Source organism: uncultured Shewanella sp., assembly GCF_947491715.1.
GTDB lineage: Bacteria > Pseudomonadota > Gammaproteobacteria > Enterobacterales > Shewanellaceae > Shewanella.
The window spans coordinates 1-26,219 of sequence record NZ_CANLKR010000013.1 but is presented as its reverse complement, the minus strand read 5'-3'; the positions used below and the strand labels follow the sequence as shown (position 1 = coordinate 26,219).

The 26,219-nt window shown below is 40.5% G+C and carries 22 protein-coding genes; 19 read left to right on the top strand and 3 right to left on the bottom strand.

Annotated features, from left to right (window positions below; all coding sequences use genetic code 11):
• Positions 1-33: 33 nt before the first annotated feature.
• The 10 genes from Q0779_RS10835 (at position 34) to Q0779_RS10790 (ending at position 13,571) form a co-directional block, all read left to right on the top strand.
• Positions 34-843: a phosphate ABC transporter substrate-binding protein gene (locus Q0779_RS10835; RefSeq protein WP_298772502.1), complete on the top strand. Its 810-nt coding sequence runs from the start codon at positions 34-36 to the stop codon at positions 841-843.
• 23 nt (positions 844-866) lie between these two features.
• A complete protein-coding gene (gene pstC, locus Q0779_RS10830) occupies positions 867-1,682 on the top strand; it encodes a phosphate ABC transporter permease subunit PstC (RefSeq protein ID WP_298772499.1) in 816 nt (271 codons plus the stop codon).
• Positions 1,666-2,514, top strand: coding sequence for a phosphate ABC transporter permease PstA (gene pstA, locus Q0779_RS10825; protein ID WP_298772497.1), 849 nt, complete (start codon positions 1,666-1,668; stop codon positions 2,512-2,514). Before pstC ends, pstA begins: the two co-directional genes overlap by 17 nt.
• Positions 2,515-2,524: 10 nt before the next feature.
• Entirely contained in the window at positions 2,525-3,340 is an 816-nt protein-coding gene (locus Q0779_RS10820) for a phosphate ABC transporter ATP-binding protein (protein WP_298772495.1), read from the top strand.
• 3 nt (positions 3,341-3,343) lie between these two features.
• Positions 3,344-3,757, top strand: coding sequence for an arsenate reductase ArsC (locus Q0779_RS10815; protein WP_298772493.1), 414 nt, complete (start codon positions 3,344-3,346; stop codon positions 3,755-3,757).
• A 139-nt stretch (positions 3,758-3,896) separates the two neighbouring features.
• Complete coding sequence (locus Q0779_RS10810; protein ID WP_298772491.1) at positions 3,897-7,898, top strand: TOMM system kinase/cyclase fusion protein; 4,002 nt, start codon at positions 3,897-3,899, stop codon at positions 7,896-7,898.
• A 27-nt stretch (positions 7,899-7,925) separates the two neighbouring features.
• Complete coding sequence (locus Q0779_RS10805) at positions 7,926-8,753, top strand: BMA_0021/BMA_0022 family TOMM bacteriocin (RefSeq protein ID WP_298772490.1); 828 nt, start codon at positions 7,926-7,928, stop codon at positions 8,751-8,753.
• Positions 8,754-8,849: 96 nt separating this feature from the next.
• Positions 8,850-10,091, top strand: coding sequence for an amidohydrolase family protein (locus Q0779_RS10800; protein ID WP_298772488.1), 1,242 nt, complete (start codon positions 8,850-8,852; stop codon positions 10,089-10,091).
• Positions 10,081-12,474, top strand: a complete 2,394-nt coding sequence (locus Q0779_RS10795) for a YcaO-like family protein (protein ID WP_298772486.1) — start codon at positions 10,081-10,083, stop codon at positions 12,472-12,474. Before Q0779_RS10800 ends, Q0779_RS10795 begins: the two co-directional genes overlap by 11 nt.
• 128 nt (positions 12,475-12,602) lie before the next feature.
• Positions 12,603-13,571, top strand: a complete 969-nt coding sequence (locus tag Q0779_RS10790) for an FHA domain-containing protein (protein ID WP_298772485.1) — start codon at positions 12,603-12,605, stop codon at positions 13,569-13,571.
• A 58-nt stretch (positions 13,572-13,629) separates the two neighbouring features.
• On the opposite strand, the gene ettA is transcribed toward Q0779_RS10790, so the two are convergent.
• Entirely contained in the window at positions 13,630-15,297 is a 1,668-nt protein-coding gene (gene ettA / locus Q0779_RS10785; RefSeq protein ID WP_298772483.1) for an energy-dependent translational throttle protein EttA, read from the bottom strand.
• 427 nt (positions 15,298-15,724) lie between these two features.
• Here ettA and glyA point away from each other — a divergent pair, with 427 nt between their 5' ends.
• The 9 genes from glyA to Q0779_RS10740 all read left to right on the top strand — a co-directional run bounded on the left by glyA (position 15,725) and on the right by Q0779_RS10740 (position 23,591).
• Complete coding sequence (glyA, locus tag Q0779_RS10780) at positions 15,725-16,981, top strand: serine hydroxymethyltransferase (protein WP_298772481.1); 1,257 nt, start codon at positions 15,725-15,727, stop codon at positions 16,979-16,981.
• Positions 16,982-17,110: 129 nt separating this feature from the next.
• Positions 17,111-17,560 carry a transcriptional regulator NrdR gene (gene nrdR, locus Q0779_RS10775; RefSeq protein WP_298772479.1) on the top strand — a complete coding sequence of 150 codons (450 nt, stop codon included), beginning with the start codon at positions 17,111-17,113 and terminating at the stop codon, positions 17,558-17,560.
• A 109-nt stretch (positions 17,561-17,669) separates the two neighbouring features.
• Entirely contained in the window at positions 17,670-18,788 is a 1,119-nt protein-coding gene (gene ribD, locus Q0779_RS10770; protein ID WP_298772477.1) for a bifunctional diaminohydroxyphosphoribosylaminopyrimidine deaminase/5-amino-6-(5-phosphoribosylamino)uracil reductase RibD, read from the top strand.
• 325 nt (positions 18,789-19,113) lie between these two features.
• Positions 19,114-19,779 (top strand): riboflavin synthase, encoded by a 666-nt coding sequence (locus Q0779_RS10765; protein ID WP_298772475.1) that lies wholly within the window; start codon positions 19,114-19,116, stop codon positions 19,777-19,779.
• A gap of 134 nt (positions 19,780-19,913) precedes the next feature.
• On the top strand, positions 19,914-21,017 hold the full coding sequence (ribBA, locus tag Q0779_RS10760; protein WP_298772473.1) for a bifunctional 3,4-dihydroxy-2-butanone-4-phosphate synthase/GTP cyclohydrolase II: 1,104 nt from the start codon (positions 19,914-19,916) through the stop codon (positions 21,015-21,017).
• 157 nt (positions 21,018-21,174) lie between these two features.
• Entirely contained in the window at positions 21,175-21,651 is a 477-nt protein-coding gene (gene ribE / locus Q0779_RS10755; protein ID WP_298772471.1) for a 6,7-dimethyl-8-ribityllumazine synthase, read from the top strand.
• Between the two features lie 15 nt (positions 21,652-21,666).
• A complete protein-coding gene (nusB, locus tag Q0779_RS10750; protein WP_298772469.1) occupies positions 21,667-22,074 on the top strand; it encodes a transcription antitermination factor NusB in 408 nt (135 codons plus the stop codon).
• 65 nt (positions 22,075-22,139) lie between these two features.
• Complete coding sequence (thiL, locus tag Q0779_RS10745) at positions 22,140-23,096, top strand: thiamine-phosphate kinase (RefSeq protein WP_298772467.1); 957 nt, start codon at positions 22,140-22,142, stop codon at positions 23,094-23,096.
• Entirely contained in the window at positions 23,097-23,591 is a 495-nt protein-coding gene (locus tag Q0779_RS10740) for a phosphatidylglycerophosphatase A (protein WP_298772465.1), read from the top strand.
• Positions 23,592-23,700: 109 nt separating this feature from the next.
• Here the strand turns inward: Q0779_RS10740 and Q0779_RS10735 are convergent, their stop codons facing one another.
• A complete protein-coding gene (locus tag Q0779_RS10735) occupies positions 23,701-24,201 on the bottom strand; it encodes an ankyrin repeat domain-containing protein (protein WP_298772463.1) in 501 nt (166 codons plus the stop codon).
• A gap of 84 nt (positions 24,202-24,285) precedes the next feature.
• Positions 24,286-25,791 (bottom strand): catalase, encoded by a 1,506-nt coding sequence (locus tag Q0779_RS10730; protein WP_298772461.1) that lies wholly within the window; start codon positions 25,789-25,791, stop codon positions 24,286-24,288.
• Positions 25,792-26,219: the final 428 nt, after the last annotated feature.

Genomic DNA, 26,219 nt, shown 5'->3' with positions numbered 1-26,219 from the left:
ATTTTGTATAAATATTAAATATGGAATAACAAAATGAAATCATTTTATTTAGTCATAGTGCTGATTTTCATTATCGGTTGCCAGCCTAATGATGAAAATATTAAAGAAAAGATTACGATAACCGGTTCAAGTACCGTCGCTCCTTTGGTTAGCCTAATGGCAGAAGCTTATGAGAAACAGCACCCCAATGTCTATATTGATGTACAAACTGGGGGGTCATCTCGTGGTATTGCTGATGCCCGTTCCGGTATGGCCGATATTGGTATGGTATCAAGGCAATTGAAGTTAAGTGAGGCGGACTTATCTTCTTATGTTATTGCTCTAGACGGTATTGCTATGATTGTTCATCGAGATAATCCTATCGTGTCTTTAGATAGTCAACAAATTCAAGCTATTTATGCTAATCAAGTGAACAATTGGGCAGAGTTAGGAGGGGATGATCGAGCGATCACCGTTATTCATAAGGCTGCGGGTCGTTCAACTCAAGAGTTGTTTTTAGATTATTTTAAATTGAATGAAAGTGATGTAGAAGCGGATATTATTATTGGGGATAATCAGCATGCCATTTTATCGGTAATGCAATCACCACAATCAATAGCTTATGTATCCATCGGCGCGGCTCAATTTGAAATTAATCATGATGCTCCCATTAAGTTATTGCCAATGAATAACATAGAAGCTTCGATTCGTATGTTAAAAAGCCATACATTTCCAATGATGAGGGAGCTTAATTTAGTCACTTTAGGCGAGCCCTCTTTAGCTGTTAAGCAATTTATTCAATTTTCGCAATCGTCAATTGTGTTGCCGATTGTTCATGATCAATTTTTTGTTGTTGCGCAATGAATAGGCCGTGGATGTTGACATCGATGTTGCGATTTACTGCTTGGATATCGGGCGGTATCCTCATTTTTATTGTGATATTTTTAGCATGGGAAAGTGGGAAACTATTTGTCAATGTTTCCCCTATACAATTATTGACGAGTGATGCTTGGGATCCTGCAAGTCAGCATTTTAATCTAGTGCCCATGTTAGTGGGGAGTCTTTATACGGCGTTAGGTGCAATATTGCTTGCCATCCCTTTTGGTTTAGCTTTGGCTATTTTTGTACGTTTTTATGCACCTAAATGGATTGCTCATTTTTTCCGTGTGATAACGGAGTTATTAACTGGGGTTCCTTCTGTTGTTTTTGGACTTTGGGGCTTATTGGTTATCGTGCCCTTTATTAATCAAATTGCTCCTCCTGGTGCCAGTTTATTAGCGGGTACTTTAGTATTGGCATTAATGATTTTGCCACTTATTGCGATTACAGCAGATAGCGCATTGGAAGCAGTGCCAAAGGATTATTATATTTCTGCCTATGCAATGGGGTTACCGCGTTACAGTATTATTTCTAGTATTATTTTACCTTCCGCTTCACCTGGTATTTTTTCGGGCATGATATTGCAACTTGGTCGTGCCTTAGGCGAAACCATGGCTGTATTGATGGTTTGTGGAAATGTCGTTCAAATTCCGCATTCAATTTTTGATCCTGTCAGAACGTTAACGGCAAATATTGCTTTAGAGATGTCTTATGCAATGGATATCCATCGTTCTGCATTATTTGTGAGTGGCTTTATCTTGTTATTAATGACTAGTTTCTTAGTTCTCATTGTGAGTCGATATAAGCATGAATATACACAATAGAGTCTATGTCTTTGAGTGGTTTTGGCGCCTCACAATTTGGTTGATGGCAGGTTTATGTTTATTGTTACCCTTAATGCTTGTACTCGATGTACTCTATCGTGGATTACCTTCCTTAACGTTTAATTTTTTACTGAATAACCCAACGAATGCTGGCACCCAAGGCGGGATCTACGCCATCATAATATCGACTTTTTGGGTGCTTTTTGTGTGTTTCTTAGTCGTGATCCCTGTGGGCATCGGCAGTGCGTTATATTTGAGCGAATGCCTAAAGGTGAACAGTAAAAAAGGTCAAGTTATTCGACTGAGTTTACGTATTTTATCTTCTGTGCCTTCTATTGTGTTTGGCTTATTTGGATACGCGATGTTTGCTATTTATTTTAAGATGGGATTTTCTATCTTATCGGGAGGATTAAGTTTAGCTTGTATGGTGCTGCCGTTATTTATTCTTATTTCAGAGCAAGCTTTTCAAGCGGTACCCAGTGAATACAAGAAATCCTCAGAGGCATTGAATATATCACTTGGAGCCTATATCGCAAAGATATTATTACCTATGAGCAGTTCAGGCGTGATCAGCGCGTTAATTATCAGTGTGGGAAGGGCACTTGCTGAAACTGCGGTACTTATTTATACCGCAGGTTATGTGACTAGAGAGCCGAGCACATTGCATGACTCTGGGCGTGTATTGTCTGTTCATATTTATGATTTATCTATGAATGTGATTGGTGGCCAACAGAATGCGGCAACGACGGCAGCTTTCTTACTGATTTTATTAATTTTGCTAAATATATTAGCAAGACGAATAAGTCATAGATTAACTCGGCATTCAAGATAAGGAGAGGAAAATGCATTTTTTGAGTCGATTGATGAAAAAGAGTGAAACCTTGATTGGACAAACTGCTGCCGCTAGTCTTGAAATCAATCAGTTATCTATTAAGTATAGTAATAAACAAGCTATCAATAATGCTTCGTTAATCGCAAAGCCTGGGAAGATAACAGCGCTTATTGGCCCGTCAGGCTGTGGTAAAAGTAGTTTGTTAAGTACCATTAATCGTATTCATAAGTTAGTGCCTGAATGTTGCGTAGAAGGAGAGATTAAGCTTGATGGTGTCAATATTGATACCATACCAGATAGCATACTCAGACAACGCATTGGTATGGTTTTTCAACAGCCTAATCCATTTCCTCTTTCAATTGAGGATAATATTCAATTTCCTTTACGTCAGTACGGTATTACTAAGAAGTCCATTTTGAAACAAAAAGTAGAGAAAGTACTGCGAGAGGTTAATTTGTGGAGCGAAGTTGAGCAGGATTTAAAGAAGGGGGCTTTTATGCTCTCTGGTGGGCAACAGCAAAGACTGTGTATTGCACGCTCATTGGCTTTAGAGCCGGATATCTTGTTACTTGATGAACCTTGCAGTGCACTTGATCCACTTTCTACTGCAAGTATTGAACGTTTACTATTAACATTAAAAGAGAAGGTGACCATCATTATTGTGACACATAATTTAGGCCAAGCAAGGCGTATTGCTGATCAAGTTTGTGTGTGTTGGGTGAATGAAAAGGGGGGGTGTATTGTTGAAAGTGGCAGTAATGACAAAATATTTAATCACCCAACTCATTCTGCGACACATTTATTTTGTAATGGTTTACAGGGGTAAATAATGAATATTCTCGTTGTTTGTACTGGGAATGCATGCCGATCTCAGATGCTACATGGTTTCTTAAAGCAGTATTTAGGTTTTAACGTATATAGTGCTGGTATTGAGACTCATGGAGTGAATCCGATAGCTATTCGTGTGATGAAAGAAGTCAATATTGATATTGCTGATCATCAGTCTAACTTGATAGATGACTATCAAGATATGAGGTTTGACTACCTTATTACTGTGTGTAATAGAGCCAATGAAATGTGCCCCACATTTTCTCATAACTTGAAAAAAATTCATTATAGCTTCGAGGATCCTAGTTTGTCTTTGGGGACAGAGAGTCAAGTAATAGATGAATTTCGTCGAGTCAGAGATCAAATTAATCAATTTGCGAAGCAATTATCGATAAGGTTGCCAATAGCACTTTGAGATTGCAGACTTCTCGCTTAAAGTTACATATTGTTTACATTACCTTATTTATCCTGTAGGTTTAACTAGTTTTAGATAAGTTAGGGGCTGAGTCTTACCTTTTCTGGCAAATTTGTCATGATTTGAGAGGCGCAGAAAAATGAACTTATGTCAGTTACCCAATTCCAATATTCCAGCAAAATTTCATTCCACAGATTATAAATTACTCGATAAAATTGGTCAGGGGGGCTTTGGACAAATTTATCGCGCGATTCATATTAAAACTGATCAAGTTGTAGCCATTAAATTTTTGACGTTAGTGTCAGATTTTGATGAAGATAAGCGTCACCGTTATCTTGCTCGGTTTGATCGTGAAACGCAATTAAATAGTCGTCTTTCTCACCCCAATATCGTGCGTTTACTCGATAAGGGTTGTATTGATGATGATTTGATTTTCGCAGTATTTGAATATATTGATGGCAGATCTTTAAAAGAAGTCTTATTTGAGCAAGGCCCACTGAGGCCAGTACAAGCGGTTAATGTGATGTCTCAAATACTCGATTCTTTGTCTCATGCCCATGAGCGAGGCGTGATCCATCGAGATCTTAAGCCTGCCAATATCATGTTGATGAAATCGGATGTGAACCACCATGTCAAAATTCTTGATTTTGGTATTGGGGCGCTCACTAATGAAGCCCGTCAAGCTGATGATGTCAGCTTGACATTAACTCAAGAAACTTTAGGGACACCTTCATACAGTGCGCCGGAGCAGTTAAGAGGGGAGCCACCTACAGTTAAAAGTGATTTGTATGTATGGGGGCTGGTGTTCCTTGAATGTTTAACGGGGCAGGCTGTGATGGCTGGCTCTAATTTAGCCTCTATTTTTCATAAACAATTGAGTCAGTCTAATGTTCCTATTCCTGCAGCGTTAGCGGGTCATCCCGTTGCCAATTTATTACGTCGTGTCTTAAATAAAAAAGTGCAAGATAGGGCGGGTGTGGCAACTGACATTTATCATGAGTTGAATCAGTTAAACTTTCTATCTTTGGTTGGGCAGTTTAGCCCTTCAATGGAAGAGGCGCATGAAGCGCTGCCTCCTTCCGCGTCTGCTCAATTGGTGGATCATGATGAAACACAATTGGATCTTGATGTCTTTGCTTTTAGTGGTTTGATTGAGCGCAAACAGATCTCAGTATTATGCTTATGTTTAAATATTGTGTCTGTTGTTGAAGATCGGTTGGACTTAGAAGTCATTGATGCCATTCATCGCGATCAAAAATCACAATGCTCAAATGTTGCCGTGAGCTATGGTGCTTTTCATGTTGGGGATTTAGGAGATACTCAACTGTTTTATTTTGGTTACCCGAAAGTGAGTGATAATGACAGTCGTTTATGTGCGCGTACGGCATTAGAAATAAGCAGTCGATTGAATAAATGCAATGCTTTATTGAAGTTGAGTGTCGGTATTGAAGTGCAAGTCAGAATGGCAATCAATACGGGCGTGGTGACCCATTATCGAGATTCTGTTCCTGAGGGGGATACAATCAATCGTGCTATGGCGTTAATGCGTCATGCCTTGCCACAACAAATATTATGTACTCAAGCCAGTGAACGACTGCTGGGCAATCATATTGAGTTTGCAGTAACTAAAACAGAAAGTGATGTTTTGGGAGCATATAGTGCTTTCTATCAATTGATCGGTGAGCGTAAGGTTGAAGCGTTTAGCTTTCTTAGGGTTAATGGAAAATATCATGATTTCATTGGCCGAGAGCCAGAAATGGCACTGTTATTGTCTTTAGCCCAAGAGAGAAAATCAGCATTTATTTATGGTGAAGCAGGAATAGGAAAATCACGTTTAATGTTCGAATTAAGGCAAGGAGTAATGACACACCAGCCAATCATTATTCAGTGTTTACCAGAGCATCAATTTAATGCGTTATACCCTATCTTATCTTCGCTAAAACATGCCTATGCGGTTGAGGGAGCGTCTTCCACTTGCCTTATTCAACAGTTCACATCCATATTAAATCAATATGATGAAATTGATACAGAACAAGGTATCGCTGTTTTGTGGATCTGGTTAGGGTTCACTTTACCTGAGGGGCAATGCGTGATGGAGTTAAACCCCGATGAGCAGAAAAAAATTTTGTTTAATGTCTTACTTATTCTGTTACTGAATATTGATGATAAAGAGGATGACAAACCTTTTTTGTTGATTTTTGAAGATTTACATTGGAGCGATCCGACGAGTGTGGAGTTTTTGGCTTCTTTATTTCAGCATACCTTACTTGTTGGCGGAAGCATAACCGTATTAATGACTTCTAGGGAAGAGTTGCCGCAATATTTGGATGGGAAAGAGATAACACCAGTGAAATTAGTGGGACTGACACAAACGCAAACTCATTATATTGTCAAAAGTATGTTTGAGCGTGAGAGTGTGGCGGCGCGGGTATTAGCACTTGTTTGTCAACGTACCGATGGTATTCCATTATTCATTGAAGAATTGGTTAACATGCTGCGGGATAAAAAATGGATACAAGTGCTTAATGGGCAAGTGGATTTTGTGAGTGATGCGGCTTTATCTGACATTCCCCATACGTTACTGGACTCTTTGCAGCAAAAATTGGATGCTTTAGTGTATGCAAAAGAGACGGTGCAATTGGCGGCTTGTATCGGTCGTGAATTTGATTATGCTTTACTGGTTTCAACGTCGGATCGCACAGAAGAAAAAGTACAGAATGATATTGATGAGTTATTAAGCCAAGCATTAATCTATCAATTGAGGAAAGTGAAAGGCGATCGTTATATTTTTAAACATGCTTTGGTGCGTGAAGCGGCTTACGCAAATATCGATAGCCGCAATAAAAAACACTTCCATGGTGTAATCGCCCATGAATTACTGCAAACTGAAGTGCCTAATGCAATGGAGGTAGCACTTCATTTTGCTCATGCAGAGCTTTTTAGCCAGGCGACATCTCAGGGGCTAATGGCATTAAATCGCTTAGCTGTCGCGGGAGCAAATGCGGAAGTGTTAAGCTTGTCTACTCAATTACAAGTGTGGATAGAACACATAGCAGAGCCTGATCTTCGAGACTTATCGATATTGAAATGTTATCAGATGAGCCTTTCTTCGGAGCTGGTGGTGAACAGTTATACTTCAGAGAACGCTCAGCGATGGAGTGCGGATATTCAGCGTATTTTGCCGACTCTCTCAAGAAGTATGCAACAAAGTGATGCCCCTTTGTGTCATCGATTGAAGATGACCAGTGAATTTCTGCATTTTTTGCATTTGCATCATTCCTCTCAATATCAAGAGGCAAGAGCATTAGGTGAGGCATTATTGACACGTTATGATGTAGCTGATTTCCAAGAGTATCATGTACCGACTTTGTGCTTTCTGGCGCAAAATTATCAGTTAACGGGCAGCTTTCATCATTCCATTGAACGGTTTGAAGCAGCGATAGCTTTATATGAATCGGTGCCACAACAATTGTTTATGGAAAACAATACCGACTTTAAACCTTATTGTTTGGGCATGTTATCTTTATCTTATTTACATATTGATCAATTGGATAAAGCCATTGTTTTAGCGCATTCTGCGGTTAACTTATCTGGTGAAGGTCATTATTCAGTGTCTTGTATTGCGTCACACATTTTTTATGCTTTGTGTATGAGCTTCAAGGGGGATGATGATGAAGTGATTAATATTTGTGAGAATTATTATCGGCAATATTACCAAGTTGACAACCCAGTATTTTATACCCTTTATATTGATATTTTACTTGAAACCGCAAAAGGGAATTTAAATAAAGCCAAGCAGAGTGTCATGAAGTTATGTGGATCCGATTATGATTTTGCTACGGGTTGGTACATTCATTTTATTGCTAAAAAATTGCTGGCTCAATCTCGTTTTGATGAAGCGTTATCATTAATGGAGCTATCTTATAATAAATCTATTAAAAACAATGAGAAGGCAGCGTTGCCTATTGTAAAAAACACCTTGGCATTGGTGTTGTTTAGTCAGGGGAAAGGGCCGTGTGAGAGGGGAGAGGCGCTCTTACATGCATCGATTGAATTAGCGAAAAAGCAAAAAGCCTATTTATTTTTAAAAGAAGCATTATTAATAAAAAAACAATGGGTGAGAAAACTTGATGTTATTTAATAATACTTATCAAAAATAAGGTGAGCTATGAGTAATACTATTCTAAGTTTTAAAACAGCTTATTTATCGGCAGTGGCAAAATCATGGGTTGACCCTAAGTTTTCAGATTCATTTTATAAAGAAGGTGAAACTAATATTTTAACGTTTTTAGAGGATCATTCAGGTACGCCGAAGCAGTTTATTAATCCATGGAAAAATTTAGTGATTAATTTCTTGAAGGATGATGGACATGATTTACATTGGGATCCGATTAAAACCGGTCGCTGGGTAGGAGACGACGATCGTTTAATGATTTATTTTCCAGAAGATCCAGGTGTTGATCATAGAGTGGAAGCTTTAGCAAAGTATAATTTTATTTTTCCGACTTTTATGGGAAAAATAAAATCTAACTTTGAAATGTTGTTTGATGAAGCAAGTCAGCAAGTGATTATTGATTTACTTAATGAAAAGCATATTCCTATTCCCAGTCTATTGACCATGGGAGTTGCAGACTTTGATTTGTTAGACTTCTCGGCTGTGGTATTACGGGCCATTTCACTTTATTGGGAAGATGATGATTTCAAAGCTAATATTATAAATGGAAAGGGAAATTTTTTAGATAAAACGCCGATTTTATCTAAGTGGTTTGGTTATAATAATCCTTGGAATTTTAGTCTCAATTTTAAAGATAATAAACGGTTTGATCTTAAGAGTGGATGTGATTGTGATAGTCAATACCCCGCGAATGTTATTTCACTTGGTAAGCCGAAAAAGCCACACAACCTTAATACAAAGCAAAGTGATAAGGCGATGCTTCCTATCGCATTAGCCGCTTACAATGATGATGGTAATTCCTACCCTTTTACTTGCTGTTAATCACTCTATGAAAAAAGCCTTTTAGCACGTTGGAAAAAAGGCTTTTTGTATCCGCTAGTAAATTACCAAAGAATAATAAAATAAGGATGTTATCAAATGATTCTTTATGATGCTGACAGGCATGTCATTGAGCCCATTGAAATGTGGGCCAAATATGTTGATCCTATTATATTTAAGCAATTTCCCCTTCATTTAATTGAAGAAGTGACTGAGTCGTTGACACATGTCAATCATAGTGGGCAAACATTGCCGGTATTGCCCACCTTTGCCATTGGACCTTTTCCTTTGTTGTTTCACTGGGGGAGTGCATTAAAACTTGCCAGTAGCCAATTAAACAATCGCAGTATTGAACAACGGCTTAACGCCATGTCAGCATCGACGCAATTGGACAGTATGGATAGTGCTCAAATTCAATGGGCTTGTTTATTTCCCACTTTTGCCATGTATATTGTGAATCATGCCTTACTTCCAGCTGAGGTGTCTTTGGCTTATGCCGATGCCTATAATCGTTGGTTAAAGCAATATTGTGCAATGGATCCGCAGCGGTTAAAAGCGGTGGGGCTTATCAGTCGTCATCAACCTGATAGTCTATTAAAGCAGCTCACTCAAGTCATCGACAATGGCTGGACAGCGATTACCTTGAGGCCTGAAGTGATCGCCAAGCGAAGTTTAGGTCACAGAGATTATGCGCCGTTTTGGGAAATGGCTGAGCAGCATAACATTGCCATTGCTATTCATGGTGGGACAAATTTGCATGCATCGACCGTTGGCACAGATCGTTTTCATTCCAGGTTTGCATTGCATGCGTGTTCTCACCCCATGGAAGCGCAAATGGCTTTTGTGTCTTTATTAGAGTCAGGTGTCTTTGAGCGTCATCCTCGTCTTAAGTTTGGTTTCTTAGAGGCAGGTGCTTCATGGGTACCTCATTGGTTATGGCGATTAGATAATATTTGTTTTCCAGAGTTTCCAAGCCTAGTGGATGAAAATATTAAGATGCGGCCTTCCGCTTATTTTAAACGCCAATGTTGGGTGACGCTTGAGTTGGGAGAGCCTTGTCTGTCCGAAGTCATTAATGTGATTGGCCACAAAAAATTGCTATTTGGTAGTGATTTTCCTCATCCGGATCATCAGCATTTTTCGACATTGGATATGCAAGAGCAGCTCTGCGAATTAACGGCTCAAGAACGGCTTGATATTCTTGAAAATAACGGAAGGGATTTTTATGAACTCGCCATGGATGATGCTCAACGTGAACAGGATTCGATACCAGCAGGCCAAGATGCTGATAAAGAAATGCAAAAAGGGGAAGTGTGTGAGGGAGCGCTAGATGATGCTTGATGCTATTTGGGATGAGAAGGCGCCGAATACTGTAGACTTTCCATTGTGTCAACTTGGCGCCACTCTCGCCAATAGTATTCAATGGCACCCTAAGTTTAATGTTTATGTGCTGAAAAATGATGATGTTTTTTTGGTGTCATCAACACAGCAGTGGCTATTAACGGCGCAGCAATTTCCTTTTTTTGCTTTGATTAAAGATGAAAGTAAAATGGGGGGAATTTATCAGTGCATTAAAAGGCATTATGAGTCTATTGATGTTGCTATTGTGCGTAAGGCTATGATGCAATTTGATGAACAAGTGACCCAACTGATCAATCAATCACTCCTGCTTGAAGACAATGTGGTGCCAGAGTATTGTAAACCAGAGTATTGCCAGCCTGAGTATCGACAAGACAAGCGTATTAAGCCACTGATTAAGTGCGTTACCGATAAAATTCAACTCCTGAGTTTATCGGCATTGCCTAAGCGAATAGTCGATGAATGGATGTTAGGGTTTTACCGTGAATTAGGTTCGCTGGTTGAGGGGTGGCAAGCGTTAGAGATTAGTCTTGTTTTAGTGGATGACATGCTGGATCCTCGCGTGGTCAAGTTAACCTTAAGCTCTTGTTTTTTTGTGGTGCAAATTGATCCTGACAGGTTATGGCTTAGCCCTTGTTTTACATTAAAAAACATTGAGTTTTTTTTGCGCTTTCAAAGACGATTGCTGGCTAATCAGCCCATTAAGCAATGGCTTGAACTCAAATGGCCTCATGTTTGTCATGTTTATCCTGTATGTGCAGACATGTCAGTATTGAATCAGTCTTATCAGCAAAAGGGTTTTTTGGCTCGAATGGCGAACAAGGTGAGTCAACTGTTAGCTAAGCAGTTAACCTTGGACGAGGACGTGCTTTGGGCATATGAGCCTGAGCATAATACTTTTTTATCTCACCCTGTTAACCATGAATTAAAAAGCCGTGAACTATTTTACCCGGATCTGCAATCTCCTATTCATCTGGCGCAAGAGTTGAGTTGTCCTGATGTCGAAGGGGGATTAAGAGTGGTGAATGCGCGTTGCAGCGTTAATCGTTTAATGACATTAGTGAGTCCTATCACGGGTGTGATTAATCATTTAACCCAGTTAAATCAAAAGAGCAGTCATCCCATTCATGTTTATAGAACGGGCTTTTTTCGTCCCCTTAATTTAACAAATAGTGAGGCTAATGAGCGTTTTGTGCAAATTTGTCTAGGTAAAGGGGTGTGTACAGAACAATCTAAAGCCAGTGGACTGTCGGAAGCCATTGAGCGTTATTGCGCGATTTATCAAAAAGAGTTACCTGTATTGCGATGCTCCCTTCAAGCACTGAAAGCGGCTAACCTGCGGTATTTTGATTTTCATTGCTTGCATCCTTTTAGTGAGTCTCAATATGATGCATTTGAGCAGAAACAACATACAAAAGTAGACAAAGATCACTCCGTTAACCGTTATAAGGGACAAGCCATTCATTGGTTACCCAGTTGGTCTCTAACTCATAATGAGTGGGTCTATTTCCCCATGAGTTTAGGGGCGAGTCAGTTACCCTTTGATGATATGCAATATGGTCGATGGCATTCTAATGGTTGCGCTGCAGGAAATACCGTTGAAGAAGCCATTTTACAAGGTTTGTTTGAACTCATTGAACGAGATGCGGTGGCGATTTGGTGGTATAACCGATTAGTGTGTCCTGAGTTTGATTTATCGCGTATTGATCAGGCAAGATTTAATAAATTGAAAGTGACGTTATCATCAAGTACAGGAAATAGTGAGGATTGGGATAATATTGATAATCAGGATATTGTCAATCAACAAGCCCGTAACGGGGGGTATGATTTTTGGGTATTAGACTTAACCCATGATCTGGGTGTACCTGTGATGGCCGCAATAGGGAAACATGTGTTGACTGGGCAGTTTATTTTAGGCTTTGGCTGTCATTTACAGCCTGAAATAGCCGCTGAGCGTGCGTTGACAGAGTTATGTCAATTACAGCTCATTGCCAATAGACACAGTGCGCCATTTGATTTTAATGCCATTATCGATGCAAAGTACCTTTATCCTCAAGGGCAAGCTCAAGAAAACCTGCATAGACATAGTGTTTGTTGTCCGATAATTGACCAAGCAGATCAGACATTGGATAAGATTATTGAGGCGCTGGTATCCAGATTTAAAACGTTAGGGTTTGAGATCAGTGTTTATAATTACAGTCATGGTGAGATCATGCTGAAAACGGTGAAAGTCATGGTACCTGGTTTATGCCATATTTGGCCACAACTGGGCAATCAGCGTTTATATCAATTACCCGTAGCATTAAAGTACAGACAGCAGGCCCTAAATGAAACATCGATAAATCAGCATTGGCTGTACATTTAACATGATGGGTATCAAGTGTAATAGGATGTAATAGGATGTAATAGGATGTAATAGCTTACTTTAATCAGATCTCACATAATATAGGGTAATAAAATTCAGTAGAAAATGAGTCCAGTTAGGGAGAGATTATGGCGAGCATGTTTAATGAAGCCACAGGCAATAGCGTATTATTACAACCTCAGCATGTTTTTGGTCGTCATCCTACCGCTGCGACCCAGTTAACTAATATGGAGGCCTCTAGAACACATGCGGTTGTGATTTGGGATGGAGAGCGTTGGATTTTACAAGATACCAGTACCAATGGCACTTTTGTAAACAGCCAGCGGCTTGAAAAAAACAGTAAAACTCCATTAACCCAAGGTGATATCATTAAATTTGGTTCTTTAAATGTGGAAGGCTGGTTCGTGAAAGAGTTAAGCGCACCTAAGAGTGTGTTATTGCCCTTAACCTTAGGATTAGAGACCATTCATCTTGGTGCAATTACGGTGTTGCCATCGGAAGCCTCCCCTGAAGTGTCGATTTATCCTTCTCAAGGCCAATGGTTATGTGAAACCCAAGCCGGTACTGTGGCTTTAAAAACAGGGGATTGTGTCGGCACCTCTCAGTGTCAATGGCGTTTTGTGGATGGTACGGCGAGTATTGAGACGGATATTGTAAATGATGATAAGCCGTTACTATTTGAAGATATTCGTTTTATTTTTGATGTGAGTCAAAATGAAGAACATGTGTCGGTCACGCTTTTATTAGATGAGACGCCTATTGATTTAGGCGAGCGTAATCATCATTACGTACTCTTATTATTGGCGCGTAAATCACTCGAAGACAGTCAATTGGGCGTTTGTGATGCAGAAAAAGGTTGGTTAGATAAAACCGTACTCTGTCAGATGTTAGGCCAAAGCGAAAATCACATGAATATCCATATTTATCGATTTAGAAAGCAATTATCGGCCCGTTATCCTGATGCTGAGCAGTTGTCGACATTAATCGAGCGGCGTTGTGGGGAAATTCGTTTTAGGCCCGTTGGAATGGATATTTTTGGTGGGTTAACCTTAGAACCCAGTATTCAGCAGAAAGGTAAGCCAGCGAGATTGAATTAAATGATTAAACCACTTGAAAACAGGCATCTTCAAGTGGTTTGGTTATAACAATTATTGTTTATTTACTCATGCGTTTATAGCGTAAACGATGGGGCTCAACAACATCGCTACCCATAGTGTCTTTTAACCAAGCAGAGTATTCAGTGTAATTACCTTCATAGAAGTTGACTTTACCTTCATCTCGATAATCGAGAATATGGGTGGCAATTCTATCAAGGAACCAACGGTCATGAGAAATCACCATGGCACAACCGGGAAATTCCAATAGGGCTTCTTCTAGTGCCCTTAAGGTTTCGACATCTAGATCATTGGTTGGCTCATCGAGTAATAAGACATTGCCGCCCGCTTGAAGCAATTTGGCTAAATGCACTCGGTTGCGTTCACCGCCGGACAAGGTGCCGATGATTTTTTGTTGGTCTCCTCCGCGGAAGTTAAAGCGTCCAACATAAGCACGGCTGGGGATTTCGGTATTATTGATGCGCATAATATCTTGCCCATCTGAAATTTCCTGCCAAACTGTGTTCTTATCATTCATGGAATCACGGAACTGCTCAACCGAAGCAATTTGGACTGATGTACCCAGTTCAACACTGCCGCTGTCAGGGGACTCGGTGCCTGAAATCATTTTGAACAGGGTTGATTTACCTGCGCCGTTGGCACCAATAATGCCGACAATTGCCCCTTTTGGTACTGAAAAGCTTAAATCATCAATGAGAATACGATCGCCATAGGATTTTGTCAGGTTAGTGACTTCTATGACTTTATCGCCTAAACGAGGTCCAGGCGGAATAAATAGCTCATTGGTTTCATTTCGTTTTTGGTAATCATTGGTGTTTAATTCTTCAAAGCGAGCCATACGAGCCTTGCCTTTAGATTGTCGACCCTTACTGCCTTGACGCACCCATTCAAGTTCTTTTTGAATGGTTTTTTGACGAGCACTTTCGGTGGCCGACTCTTGTTGTAAACGCGCATCTTTTTGTTCAAGCCAAGATGAATAATTGCCTTCCCAAGGAATACCTTCACCCCTGTCTAACTCTAATATCCAGCCTGCTGCATTGTCTAAGAAATATCTATCATGGGTAATAGCGACAACCGTACCGGTATAATCTTGTAAGAAGCGCTCTAACCAAGCGACGGATTCTGCATCTAAATGGTTGGTGGGTTCATCGAGTAATAACATGTCAGGGCGCTCAAGCAGTAAGCGACAAATTGCCACACGGCGACGCTCACCGCCCGATAACACGGCAATTTTCTCATCCCAATCAGGTAAGCGAAGTGCATTGGCGGCTCGCTCTAATGCGTTATCTAGATTGTGAGCATCTTGCGCTTGAATAATGGCTTCGAGTTGGCCTTGTTCTTTCGCAAGGGCATCAAAATCGGCATCAGGTTCGGCATAAAGCGCATAAACTTCATCGAGGCGAGTGAGGGCATTTTTAGCTACAGATACGGCTTCTTCAACGGCTTCTCGAACCGTTTGCTGCGGATCGAGTTTTGGCTCTTGTGGTAAATAACCAATTTTAAGATCTTGCATAGGACGGGCTTCACCTTCTATTTCGGTGTCCAGTCCAGCCATAATCTTTAACAGTGTCGATTTACCTGAGCCATTAAGGCCTAACACACCAATTTTGGCGCCAGGGTAAAAACTAAGGGAAATATCTTTTAGAATTTGTTTTTTAGGGGGGACAATTTTACCGACCCGCAGCATGCTATAGACAAACTGAGCCATTTGAATTCCATGGTAATGAATAGTGATGATCTCATCTTCTCATATTGACATGGATTGACTCAAGTTCAGCTTTAAAAAGGTGCCACACTAAGCCTGTTAGCGACAATTTTATTTAGTCGAGCCGGTGGAGTGAAAATGTGGTTTACTTTTGAGGTTTGGCTTTAGTTTACTAATGAATTGGGTTTTAATTAAGATTTTGACTAATAGTGATATTTATCGTTTTGTCTATTTTGATTTTGATGGGTTATAAAGAAAAATACTTGCACTGTTTTTACAGGCGAATATTGAGTTTGTTATTTGCTACGCAACTTGAATCAAAATCAGGTTAACTAGGCGGTATTTTCATGTGTTAAGGCTGGGATTGTGTTCAATTGCGGAGTAGAATAGCGCGCAACCTTATCAAGAGAATTGACAGCTGGAGTGAGCAATGCTGAAAAGAGACATGAATATTGCGGATTTCGATCCCCAATTATTCGAAGCCATAGAAAATGAAACCCGTCGTCAAGAAGAGCATATTGAGCTTATTGCTTCTGAAAACTATGCGAGTCCTCGTGTGTTAGAAGCACAAGGCTCACAGTTAACCAACAAATATGCGGAAGGCTATCCAGGTAAACGTTACTATGGTGGTTGTGAGTATGTGGATATTGCTGAAGAATTGGCTATTTCCCGTGCTAAAGCGCTATTTGGTGCGACTTATGCCAATGTGCAACCTCACTCTGGTTCTCAAGCCAATGCAGCTGTTTTTATGTCGTTACTTGAAGGTGGCGATACCGTGCTTGGCATGAGCTTAGCCCATGGTGGTCATTTAACCCATGGCTCCCATGTGAGTTTTTCTGGCAAATTGTATAATGCCGTGCAATACGGCATTGATGAAACCACAGGTAAAATTGATTACGCTGAAATTGAACGTTTAGCGGTTGAGCATAAGCCGAAGATGATCATCGGTGGTTTTAGTGCTTATTCAGGCATTATTGATTGGGCTAAATTTCGTGAAATAGCGGATAAAGTCGGTGCTTATTTATTTGTTGATATGGCACACGTAGCGGGATTAGTGGCGGCAGGTATTTATCCCAGTCCTTTACCGCATGCGCATGTCGTGACAACGACCACGCATAAAACCTTAGCCGGTCCACGTGGTGGACTCATTTTATCGGCTATTGATGATGAAGCGATTTATAAAAAATTAAATTCTGCCGTGTTTCCTGGTGGTCAAGGTGGACCTTTGATGCATGTTATCGCAGCTAAAGCGGTGGCGTTTAAAGAAGCATTAGAACCTGAATTTACCGTTTATCAAAAACAAGTCGTGGTTAACGCACAAGCGATGGCTAATACTTTTATTGAACGTGGTTTTAATGTTGTCTCAGGTGGCACAGATAATCATCTATTTTTGCTCGATTTGATCAATAAAGATATCACAGGTAAAGATGCCGATGCGGCATTGGGACTTGCCAATATTACCGTGAATAAAAATTCGGTACCGAACGATCCTCGCTCACCTTTTGTGACTTCAGGTCTACGTATAGGTTCACCGGCAATAACCCGTCGTGGTTTTAAAGAGGCACAGGCGATAGAATTGGCAAATTGGATGTGTGATATTTTAGATGATATCAGCAATACAGAGACGATTGAGCGCGTTAAGCAGCAAGCTTTGGAATTATGTGCGCAGTTCCCTGTTTATGCTTAAGCTTCTTTAATGGTTAAATAAGTACCGTAAATAAGGTAAACTGTTATAGCCGCATTTATGCGGCTATTTTTTTATTTAATTCGGCACTCAAGCCGGTAGGTTTGGATTGTTAATTGGCTGGAGGCTTGAATGCATTGTCCATTTTGTAGTGCAACGGATACAAAGGTTATTGATTCACGGTTGGTTGCTGATGGTCATCAGGTACGCCGCCGCCGAGAGTGTGTGAAATGTCATGAGAGGTACACGACATTTGAAGGGGCTGAGCTGGTTATGCCTCGCGTAGTGAAACAAGATGGCAGCCGACAACCCTTTGATGAAGCGAAGTTAAGAGCGGGAATGTTGAGGTCGGTAGAAAAAAGACCTGTGTCGATGGATCAAATTGAAAAGTCCATTACGCAAATTAAATCGACCTTAAGAGCCACAGGTGAGCGTGAAATTAAGTCGCAAATGATTGGTAATTTAATGATGGATCAGCTGGTGGATCTCGATAAGGTGGCGTATATTCGGTTCGCTTCAGTGTATAGAGCGTTTGAAGATGTGTCTGAATTTGGTGATGCGATTGCTAAATTACAAAAATGAGTACAGTGTCAAAAGGCTTAGGGATAAGTATCTGGCATTGTATTTAAGGTAAACTTTGATACCCATTTGCTATATAGAGTGAAGTATGGGTTTGTGACATGGATTAAAAATGTGGTCAATTCAAGATATTAAGATGATGAGTCGTGCGTTAACCTTAGCACGTAAAGGTATTTATACTACTCGGCCTAATCCGAGTGTTGGCTGTGTATTAGCGCAAGGCGACGAAGTGATAGGAGAAGGATATCATATCAAAGCGGGTGGCCCTCATGCTGAAGTCCATGCTTTGGCTCAAGCCGGCGTTAAAGCCAAAGGTTGTACGGCTTATGTCACTTTAGAACCTTGTAGTCATTACGGCAGAACCCCTCCCTGTGCTAAGGGGTTAATTCAGGCTGGTGTCACTCGAGTGGTGATCGCAACAGAAGATCCTAACCCTAAAGTGAAAGGACGTGGCATTGCGATGTTACAAGATGCGGGTATTCAAGTGTCTGTGGGATTATTAGGCCCAGAGGCGATAAAACTGAATAAAGGTTTTATGAAGTCTATGGCCAAAAAATTACCTTGGGTGACAGTGAAACTTGCCGCAAGTTTAGACGGTAAAACAGCTTTGTCTAATGGGGTATCAAAATGGATCACAGGACCTGAGTCTCGCCGCGATGTACAAAGACTCAGAGCAAGACATGGGGCGCTGGTGACGGGCATTGAAACGGTATTAGCGGATAATCCTCAATTAAATGTGCGTTATAATGAACTGGGGGAATTAACCCATGCATTATCTGAAAATGATTTAATACAGCCTATTCGAGTGATACTGGACAGTCGTGCAAGATTGCCTGAAAAAATGGCGTTATTTGACATTCAAAGCCCTATTTTACTGGTCTCTTGTATCCCTTATCCAGATGAGGTTCGTCAAGCATGGCCTGATTATGTAAGTCATCTATTATTGCCCTCGATTGATGGACGCGTCGATTTAGCGAAATTATTAGAACATTTGAGCACCTTATGCCATAGCGTGCTAGTCGAGGCGGGAGCGACCTTAGCAGGAGCATTTATGGCCGAGGGCTTAGCCGATGAACTGGTGCTTTATCAAGCGATTAAAATACTCGGCGATAAAGGACGAAATTTATTATCACTACCTGAATATGGCTCAATGGCGATGTTGCCTTCAATGACATTAGTTGATGAACGTAAGGTGGGACTGGATACCCGTTTAACGCTCAAACTGAGTTAGTGAAGAAAGTGATTAATGCTTATTTTGATTGTGGATTTACCGAGGACCTGTTGAACTTTGGTGATGATTTCTGCAGCAGATTGTGGGTTCTTTATACAAGGCAGAGCTTGTGTGGTGTAGTTATTCTACATAAATGAGCGATAACGCCGTAGAAAGGAGCCACAAATGCTGTCCGTAGGATCCGGCTAAACGTGTTTTACTCTTTGTTGGGAGGCATTTGCTTAGGTCACTAGGCGTCACCCCTCCCGCCGCGATTAAAACACGTTTATCTCGGACATAATTTAACCACGAAAGATCAACAGGCCCTAGAAACTGAGTAATTAATATGTTTACTGGAATTATTGAGTCTGTTGGAACATTGCGAAAAATAGAACGTCGTGGTGGAGATATTCGTTTAACGGTGGCCAGTGGGAAGCTTGATTTAAGCGATGTGAAATTAGGTGACAGTATTGCCACTAATGGCGTTTGTTTGACGGTTGTTGAGTGCTTAAATGACGGCTATGTTGCCGATATTTCAGCAGAGACCGTTGAACTAACAGGTTTTGCTCATTATCAAGTGGGCACAAAAGTGAACCTTGAAAAAGCCGTCACGCCTATGACGCGTTTAGGGGGGCATATGGTGAGTGGCCATGTTGATGGCGTCGCTCAAGTCGATGAGAGACAGTTTAGAGGTAAGGCCATTGAGTTTTGGTTGAGTGCGCCCAAGGAGCTTTCTCGTTATATTGCTCATAAAGGTTCGATAACCATAGACGGTGTGAGTTTAACGGTGAACGAAGTGGCTGAGCATCAATTTCGGCTAACCATAGTGCCTCATACCGCCGCAGAAACCACGCTGGTTGATTTAAAAATGGGTGACAGTGTTAATCTTGAAGTGGACTTGATTGCTCGGCATTTAGAAAGGTTGATGCAGTTTAGTGGTGACAATGCCGCTTCTAGTGGAGGAGAGGGGGTGACAATGGATTTGTTAGCACGCTCTGGTTTCTTGAAGTAGATAGTTTTTTGATAGCAAATTAATAGAAATGTATTTTTAATGACTGGTCTACGGCGATGAGAGTTTATTGATTTCGTGAAGATAATGAATAACACATTATTGTTTCGTAGCTAAATAACGATAAGGTTCGACTAATGGCATTACACAGTATAGAAGAGATCATCGAAGATATTCGTCTCGGAAAAATGGTGATCCTCATGGATGACGAAGACCGTGAAAATGAAGGCGATCTTATTATGGCTGCTGATTGCGTGACACCTGAAGCAATTAATTTTATGGCCACATACGGTCGAGGCTTGATTTGTCAAACGTTAACAGAAGCACGCTGTAAGCAGTTAAACCTTCCTTTAATGGTGAGTAATAATAATGCGCAGTTTTCGACTAACTTTACGGTATCAATAGAAGCCGCAAAAGGGGTGACGACCGGCATTTCAGCTCAAGATCGTGCCGTGACAGTCAAAGCGGCTGTTGCCAAAGATGCCAAAGCGGCGGATTTAGTGCAACCTGGGCATATTTTCCCCTTAATGTCTCAAGAAGGGGGCGTACTTATTCGTGCAGGTCATACGGAAGCGGGTTGTGATTTAGCGCGTTTAGCAGGATTTGAACCTTCTGGCGTCATTGTTGAGATTCTAAATGAAGATGGCACAATGGCGAGGTGTCCCGATTTAGAAGTTTTTTCTGAAAAACATGACATCAAAATGGGCACTATTGCCGATTTAATTGAATATCGCAATACGAAAGAAACGACGGTTGTTCGCGAAGGTAAGTGCCAATTACCTACGCGTTTCGGTGAGTTTGAAATGATCACTTTTAAAGACACTATTGACAACCAGCTGCATTATGCATTAGTGAAAGGTGAAGTGAAGGAAGGTGCATTAGTGCGGGTGCATCTGCAAAACACCTTTAATGACTTATTATATTCAGAAAGGAATCAGCAGCGTAGCTGGCCACTTGATAAGGCCATGCAGCGTATTGCTCAAGAAGGTGGTGTGTTAGTGTTATTGGCTAACCATGAAACTAATGATGATATTCTGTCAAAAGTAAAAGCCTTTGCGGCAGAAGATGGCGGCCAAGCTCCAAGCTCCGCTAAATGGACGGGGACGTCACGGCGTGTGGGAGTGGGATCGCAAATTCTAGCGGATATTGGCGTGACAACAATGCGTTTGTTGAGCTCGCCTAAGCGTTATCATTCACTTTCAGGTTTTGGATTAGAAGTCACAGAGTATATTGCAGATTAATTGTCTTTTGATTTGAGTTATTCCAAGTCTTAGGGATGATAAAAAGTCAGTTAACAGATTTCATATAAATTGCATAAGGATCACTGAGGATGGCTGTGGTATCATACCGCCTTCTCCGCCCTTATGCTGGGTAATTAAGCTAATTTTAGGTAGAATGATGAACGTAGTGCAAGGTAATATCGAAGCAAAAAATGCCAAGGTTGCGATTGTAATATCGCGTTTCAACAGCTTTCTTGTTGAAAGTTTACTTGAAGGGGCGGTGGATACACTTAAGCGCTTTGGACAAGTTGCAGATGAAAATATCACTGTAGTACGTGTTCCTGGTGCTGTTGAGCTGCCTTTAGCCGCTCGCCGTGTGGCGGCAAGTGCTAAATTTGATGGTATTATTGCACTGGGTGCAGTGATCCGTGGTGGCACTCCCCATTTTGATTTTGTTGCAGGTGAATGTAATAAAGGATTGGCTCAAGTTGCACTTGAATATGATCTTCCCGTTGCATTTGGCGTATTAACTACAGATACCATAGAGCAAGCGATTGAACGTTCTGGTACTAAAGCTGGCAATAAAGGCAGCGAAGCTGCACTAAGTTTGCTTGAAATGGTTAACGTACTGCAAGAACTTGAAGCACAGTTGTAAGATTAGGAACCAGTAATGAAGCCTTCTGAGCGCCGCAAGGCCCGCCGTTTAGCCGTTCAGGCTATTTATTCTTGGCAATTAAGTGGTAACAATGTTGCCGATGTTGAACATGAATTTTTAACTGAACATGTTGTAGAGGGCGTTGATGTCGCTTATTTTCGTGAGTTATTCACGGGAGTAGCGACGAAGAAAAGCCAATTAGATGAGCTTATTGCTCCTCATTTGGAACGTCCACTAGACGAAGTGGATCCGGTTGAAAAAGCCATTTTACGATTAACGACTTTTGAGTTAACTTATCGTAAAGACGTTCCTTATAAAGTGGCCATTAATGAAGCAATAGAGCTTACGAAAGCTTTTGGTGCTGAAGACGGCCATAAATTTGTCAATGGAATACTTGATAAGATAGTGGGACGTAAAAAATAAATGGAAACGGTATCTTAAGGATGCCGTTTTTTTTAGCTTAATATTTTATAAATGTGATTGCTATTGTGAAAGAATTTCAATTAATTGAACGCTTTTTTACCAGTCGTTCTTCCCCGCGTCGAGATGTTAGCTTAGGGATTGGTGATGATTGTGCTCTAGTAGAAGCAACAGAAAACAAATCGATTGCGATATCTTGTGACATGTTAGTGGAAGGTGTGCATTTTTATAAAGATATTCCTGCTCATGCGTTAGGGTACAAATCATTAGCGGTTAATTTATCGGATTTAGCGGCTATGGGAGCAGAACCTGCTTGGATGACCTTGGCCATCACATTGCCTGAAGTCGATGAATCTTGGCTGGGTGAATTCAGTGATGGTTTATTTGAAGCGGCTCAATATTATGGGGTATCTTTGATTGGGGGGGATACGACGCGCGGCCCGAGAAGTATTTGTATCACCATAAATGGTAAAGTGAGTAAAGATCAAGCGTTAACACGAAGTGGTGCTCGAAATGGGGATTGGATTTATGTGACAGGTACCTTAGGCGATTCCGCGTTAGGCTTAGCTATTTTACAAGGTAAAATTACAGCGAATGCTGTGGATGAGGCCTATTTAATAAAAAGGCATTACTACCCGACTCCTCGCGTGTTAGCTGGCCAGTCTTTACGTCAATTAGCCACGAGTGCTATTGATTTATCTGATGGCTTAGTTTCTGATCTTAAGCATGTCATTAAAGCTTCTCACGTGGGGGCGGTGATTGATGTAGATGCATTACCCTTGTCGGCTGCTTTGCAAAATGTGGTTTCTCTTGATGATGCGTTAAGCTATGCTTTAACTGGAGGAGAAGACTATGAATTACTGTTTACGGTGCCTGAATCGCAAAAAGGCGCATTAGAAACCTCTTTGGCCCAAGCGGGTGTGACATTTTCTAAGGTTGGTCAAATCACAACGGGTGAGCAATTAACATTACAGCGTAACGGACAAGATTTTGAAACCACTCATTATGGATTTGAGCACTTTTAAATGAATTTACTTTCTAAAGATAAAGCATTATTACGTCTATCCTTACGTAATCCTATTCATTTCTTGGCGCTAGGTTTTGGCTCAGGTTTAGCAGCGAAAGCCCCAGGCACTTTTGGTACATTAGCAGCGATCCCCCTGTACTTATTGATGATGCAGTTAAGTTTTTCTGTGTATATACTCTGTATTGTTGTGGGGACGATTGCGGGCGTTTATATCTGTGGTAAAGCGGCAAAGGATATGCAAGTGCATGATCATGGCGCTATCGTATGGGATGAAATCATTGGCTTATTGATCACTATGATTGCTGCGCCCGCTGGCTTGTTATGGTTGGTGATCGGTTTTGGGTTATTTCGCTTTTTTGACATACTAAAACCTTGGCCGATACGTTGGTTAGACAAACATGTTCATGCGGGATTTGGGATCATGATTGATGATGTCCTAGCCGGGATCCTTGCTCTGTTTTGTTTGCAAGTGCTGGCATTTAACTTTTCCTGATGCTGTCTACATAATAAAATACGCTCTCAATAACACAGTATCTTGCTTGTTTACTTTTGAATGAGGGACTCATTAATGATTGAGCGTTATTAATGTTGGTTCCTTGTTATTATTGAGTCACATTCAGTGCTTCAGATTGTCCCCAATATTGTGCAAATTCTTCAACAGTCAAACCTGATTTATTGGTTAATGTCTCATCACATTTTTGGGCGTAAAGTAGACGGGCAATACTCACTTCAGCCTTAATGAGGGCCCCCATAATGGCGGTGTTGCCTCGTTTATCTTGTATACATGCATTGGCGCCATGTTGTAATAATAATTGTGTTGTTTTGTATTGGCCATTATAGGCTGCAACCATTAATGATGTATAACTTTGATTATTGACTTGATTGATAGGAAAGCCTGCTTCTAAAAAGCGATTTATTACTGTATTGTCACCTGTTCTTGCTGCGGCAAAAAAATAATTAATCAGTTGATTAATATCAGCGTCATTAGTGTTGCTCGCGGCCGTGTTCTGTACAGGGATATTAACCGGTTTGGCTTGTACGATATTACCTAGGCCAAATAAGATCACATTAATGATGATGAGAGAAGTAAAAAAGTATCTCATAATAATTGCCCTTATTCATTTAGAGATGAAATATAAAGAGCCATTAAGTATATAGGCTCTTTATAGGAACTGAATTTATTGAGTTTATTTGCTCATTATTTTAACTTTGGATATGTCCTCATTTACTGCCTTAGTGAGTCGTTGACCGAAATCGCTATCAGCTTTGTAGAAATAGCTCAACATAATGTATTTTATTTTAGGGTTGTTAACTTGACCCAGATCACCTGCTAAGTTCGCAATTAAATCTGTTTGATCTTGTTTGGATAAACTTCGGTATAACACACCCGCTTGCGTGAAGTTATCTTGCTTTTTAATGGCTAATTGTTGGATGTTGCCACTCACTGGTGTGTTGACACTTTTATATTGTGCATCATCGGTTAAAGCAACTTGGCGACTAGGTTGGTAATTCACATTTGACTGTGTATAGCCATTATTGTTTTTTCCATCTTGATTGTAATTTGTTACTGGTGCAATTGTCTGATTCACTGGGATTTGTGATAAATTGGCACCTAAACGATATAGTTGAGTATCCGCATAAGAGAAAATACGGCCCTGTAATAAACGATCTTCAGAAGGCTCAATGCCGGGTATTAAATTTGATGGAGCGAATGCAGCTTGTTCCGTCTCTTGAAAAAAATTATTAGGTACGCGATTAAGAGTCATGGTGCCGACTTTAATTTCAGGGATATTCAGCCACATCTTGGTGGCATCGAGCGGATTATAGTCGAAATTAGTTAAGTCACGTGGTTTTAGCACCTTAACGTATAGATCCCATTTAGGGAAATTTCCTTTATTAATTTCAGTGTAGAGATCATCGGTTAGGTGATTGAAACTTTTCCCTTGAATTTTGGCGACTTCTTTACTATTTAAGCCTTTAACGCCTTGTTGACTCTTCCAATGAAATTTGACGTAATTTACGTCATTATTTTTATTTACCCACTTGTAAGCATGAACACCCCAACCATCCATTTTTCGATAGCTTGCTGGGGTACCTAAGTTAGTGTAAACCCAAGTGAGCATGTGGGTTGAACCAGGCTCATGACTGAAAAAATCAAAAAATCGATTGGGATCTTGTAAATTAGTGACTGGTGATGGTTTTAATGAGTGCACCATATCGGGAAATTTAATGGCATCACGAATGAAGAACACGGGTAAGTTGTTTCCTACCAAATCCCAATTGCCTTCATTAGTGTAAAATTTAGTGGCAAACCCTCGCGGATCCCTTAAGGTTTCAGGTGAGCCTTTGGAATGGATGACTGTTGAAAAGCGAACAAAAACAGGAGTGACTTTATCTGCTTGCGCAAAAGGTGCAGAGCGAGTGAGCTCACTAAAATCTCCACTTGAAACAAATTCACCATACGCGCCAGTACCACGTGCATGTACCACTCTTTCAGGAATGCGTTCACGTGCAAAACGCTGAAGTTTTTGGATGAGAGCCACATCTTGTAGTAGTACGGGACCATTGCTGCCTGCGGTTGTAGAGTTTTGGTTATCGCCAATTGGGGCACCATTGTCACGGGTGATCACATCTGCTTGCGCACTGAGTGTGAGGCCGATTGATAAGCAGGCCATACTTTTAGTTAGTTTCATAATGAATCTCCAAGCCAATATTTCGTAGTAATTTATGCAGGTAATTATTATCGATATAACAAATTAATTGCAGCGGCTTTTATCGATTATTCGAATATAAAAAATCGATTAGACACAAATTAAATCTTGGAGAATATTAGTAATATAATAAGACTTTCATTAATATAATAGTTAAAAATTTAATTATATTAGATGGTTAATTTGATTTTTCGGATGAGAAAAATATTTCGTTTGATAAAATTTAAGATTGAGATAAGCAATTGAGAGGAGGGGAGTCTGAGTAAACTCAATTTTTTTTTGGCGTGAATGTATTAACTATGTGTTATTTTGTTATTTTTTTGTGTTTTACTGTTTGTGTTTTACTGTTTGTGTTTTACTGTTTGTGTTTTACTGTTTGTGTTTTACTGTTTGTGTTTTACTGTTTGTGT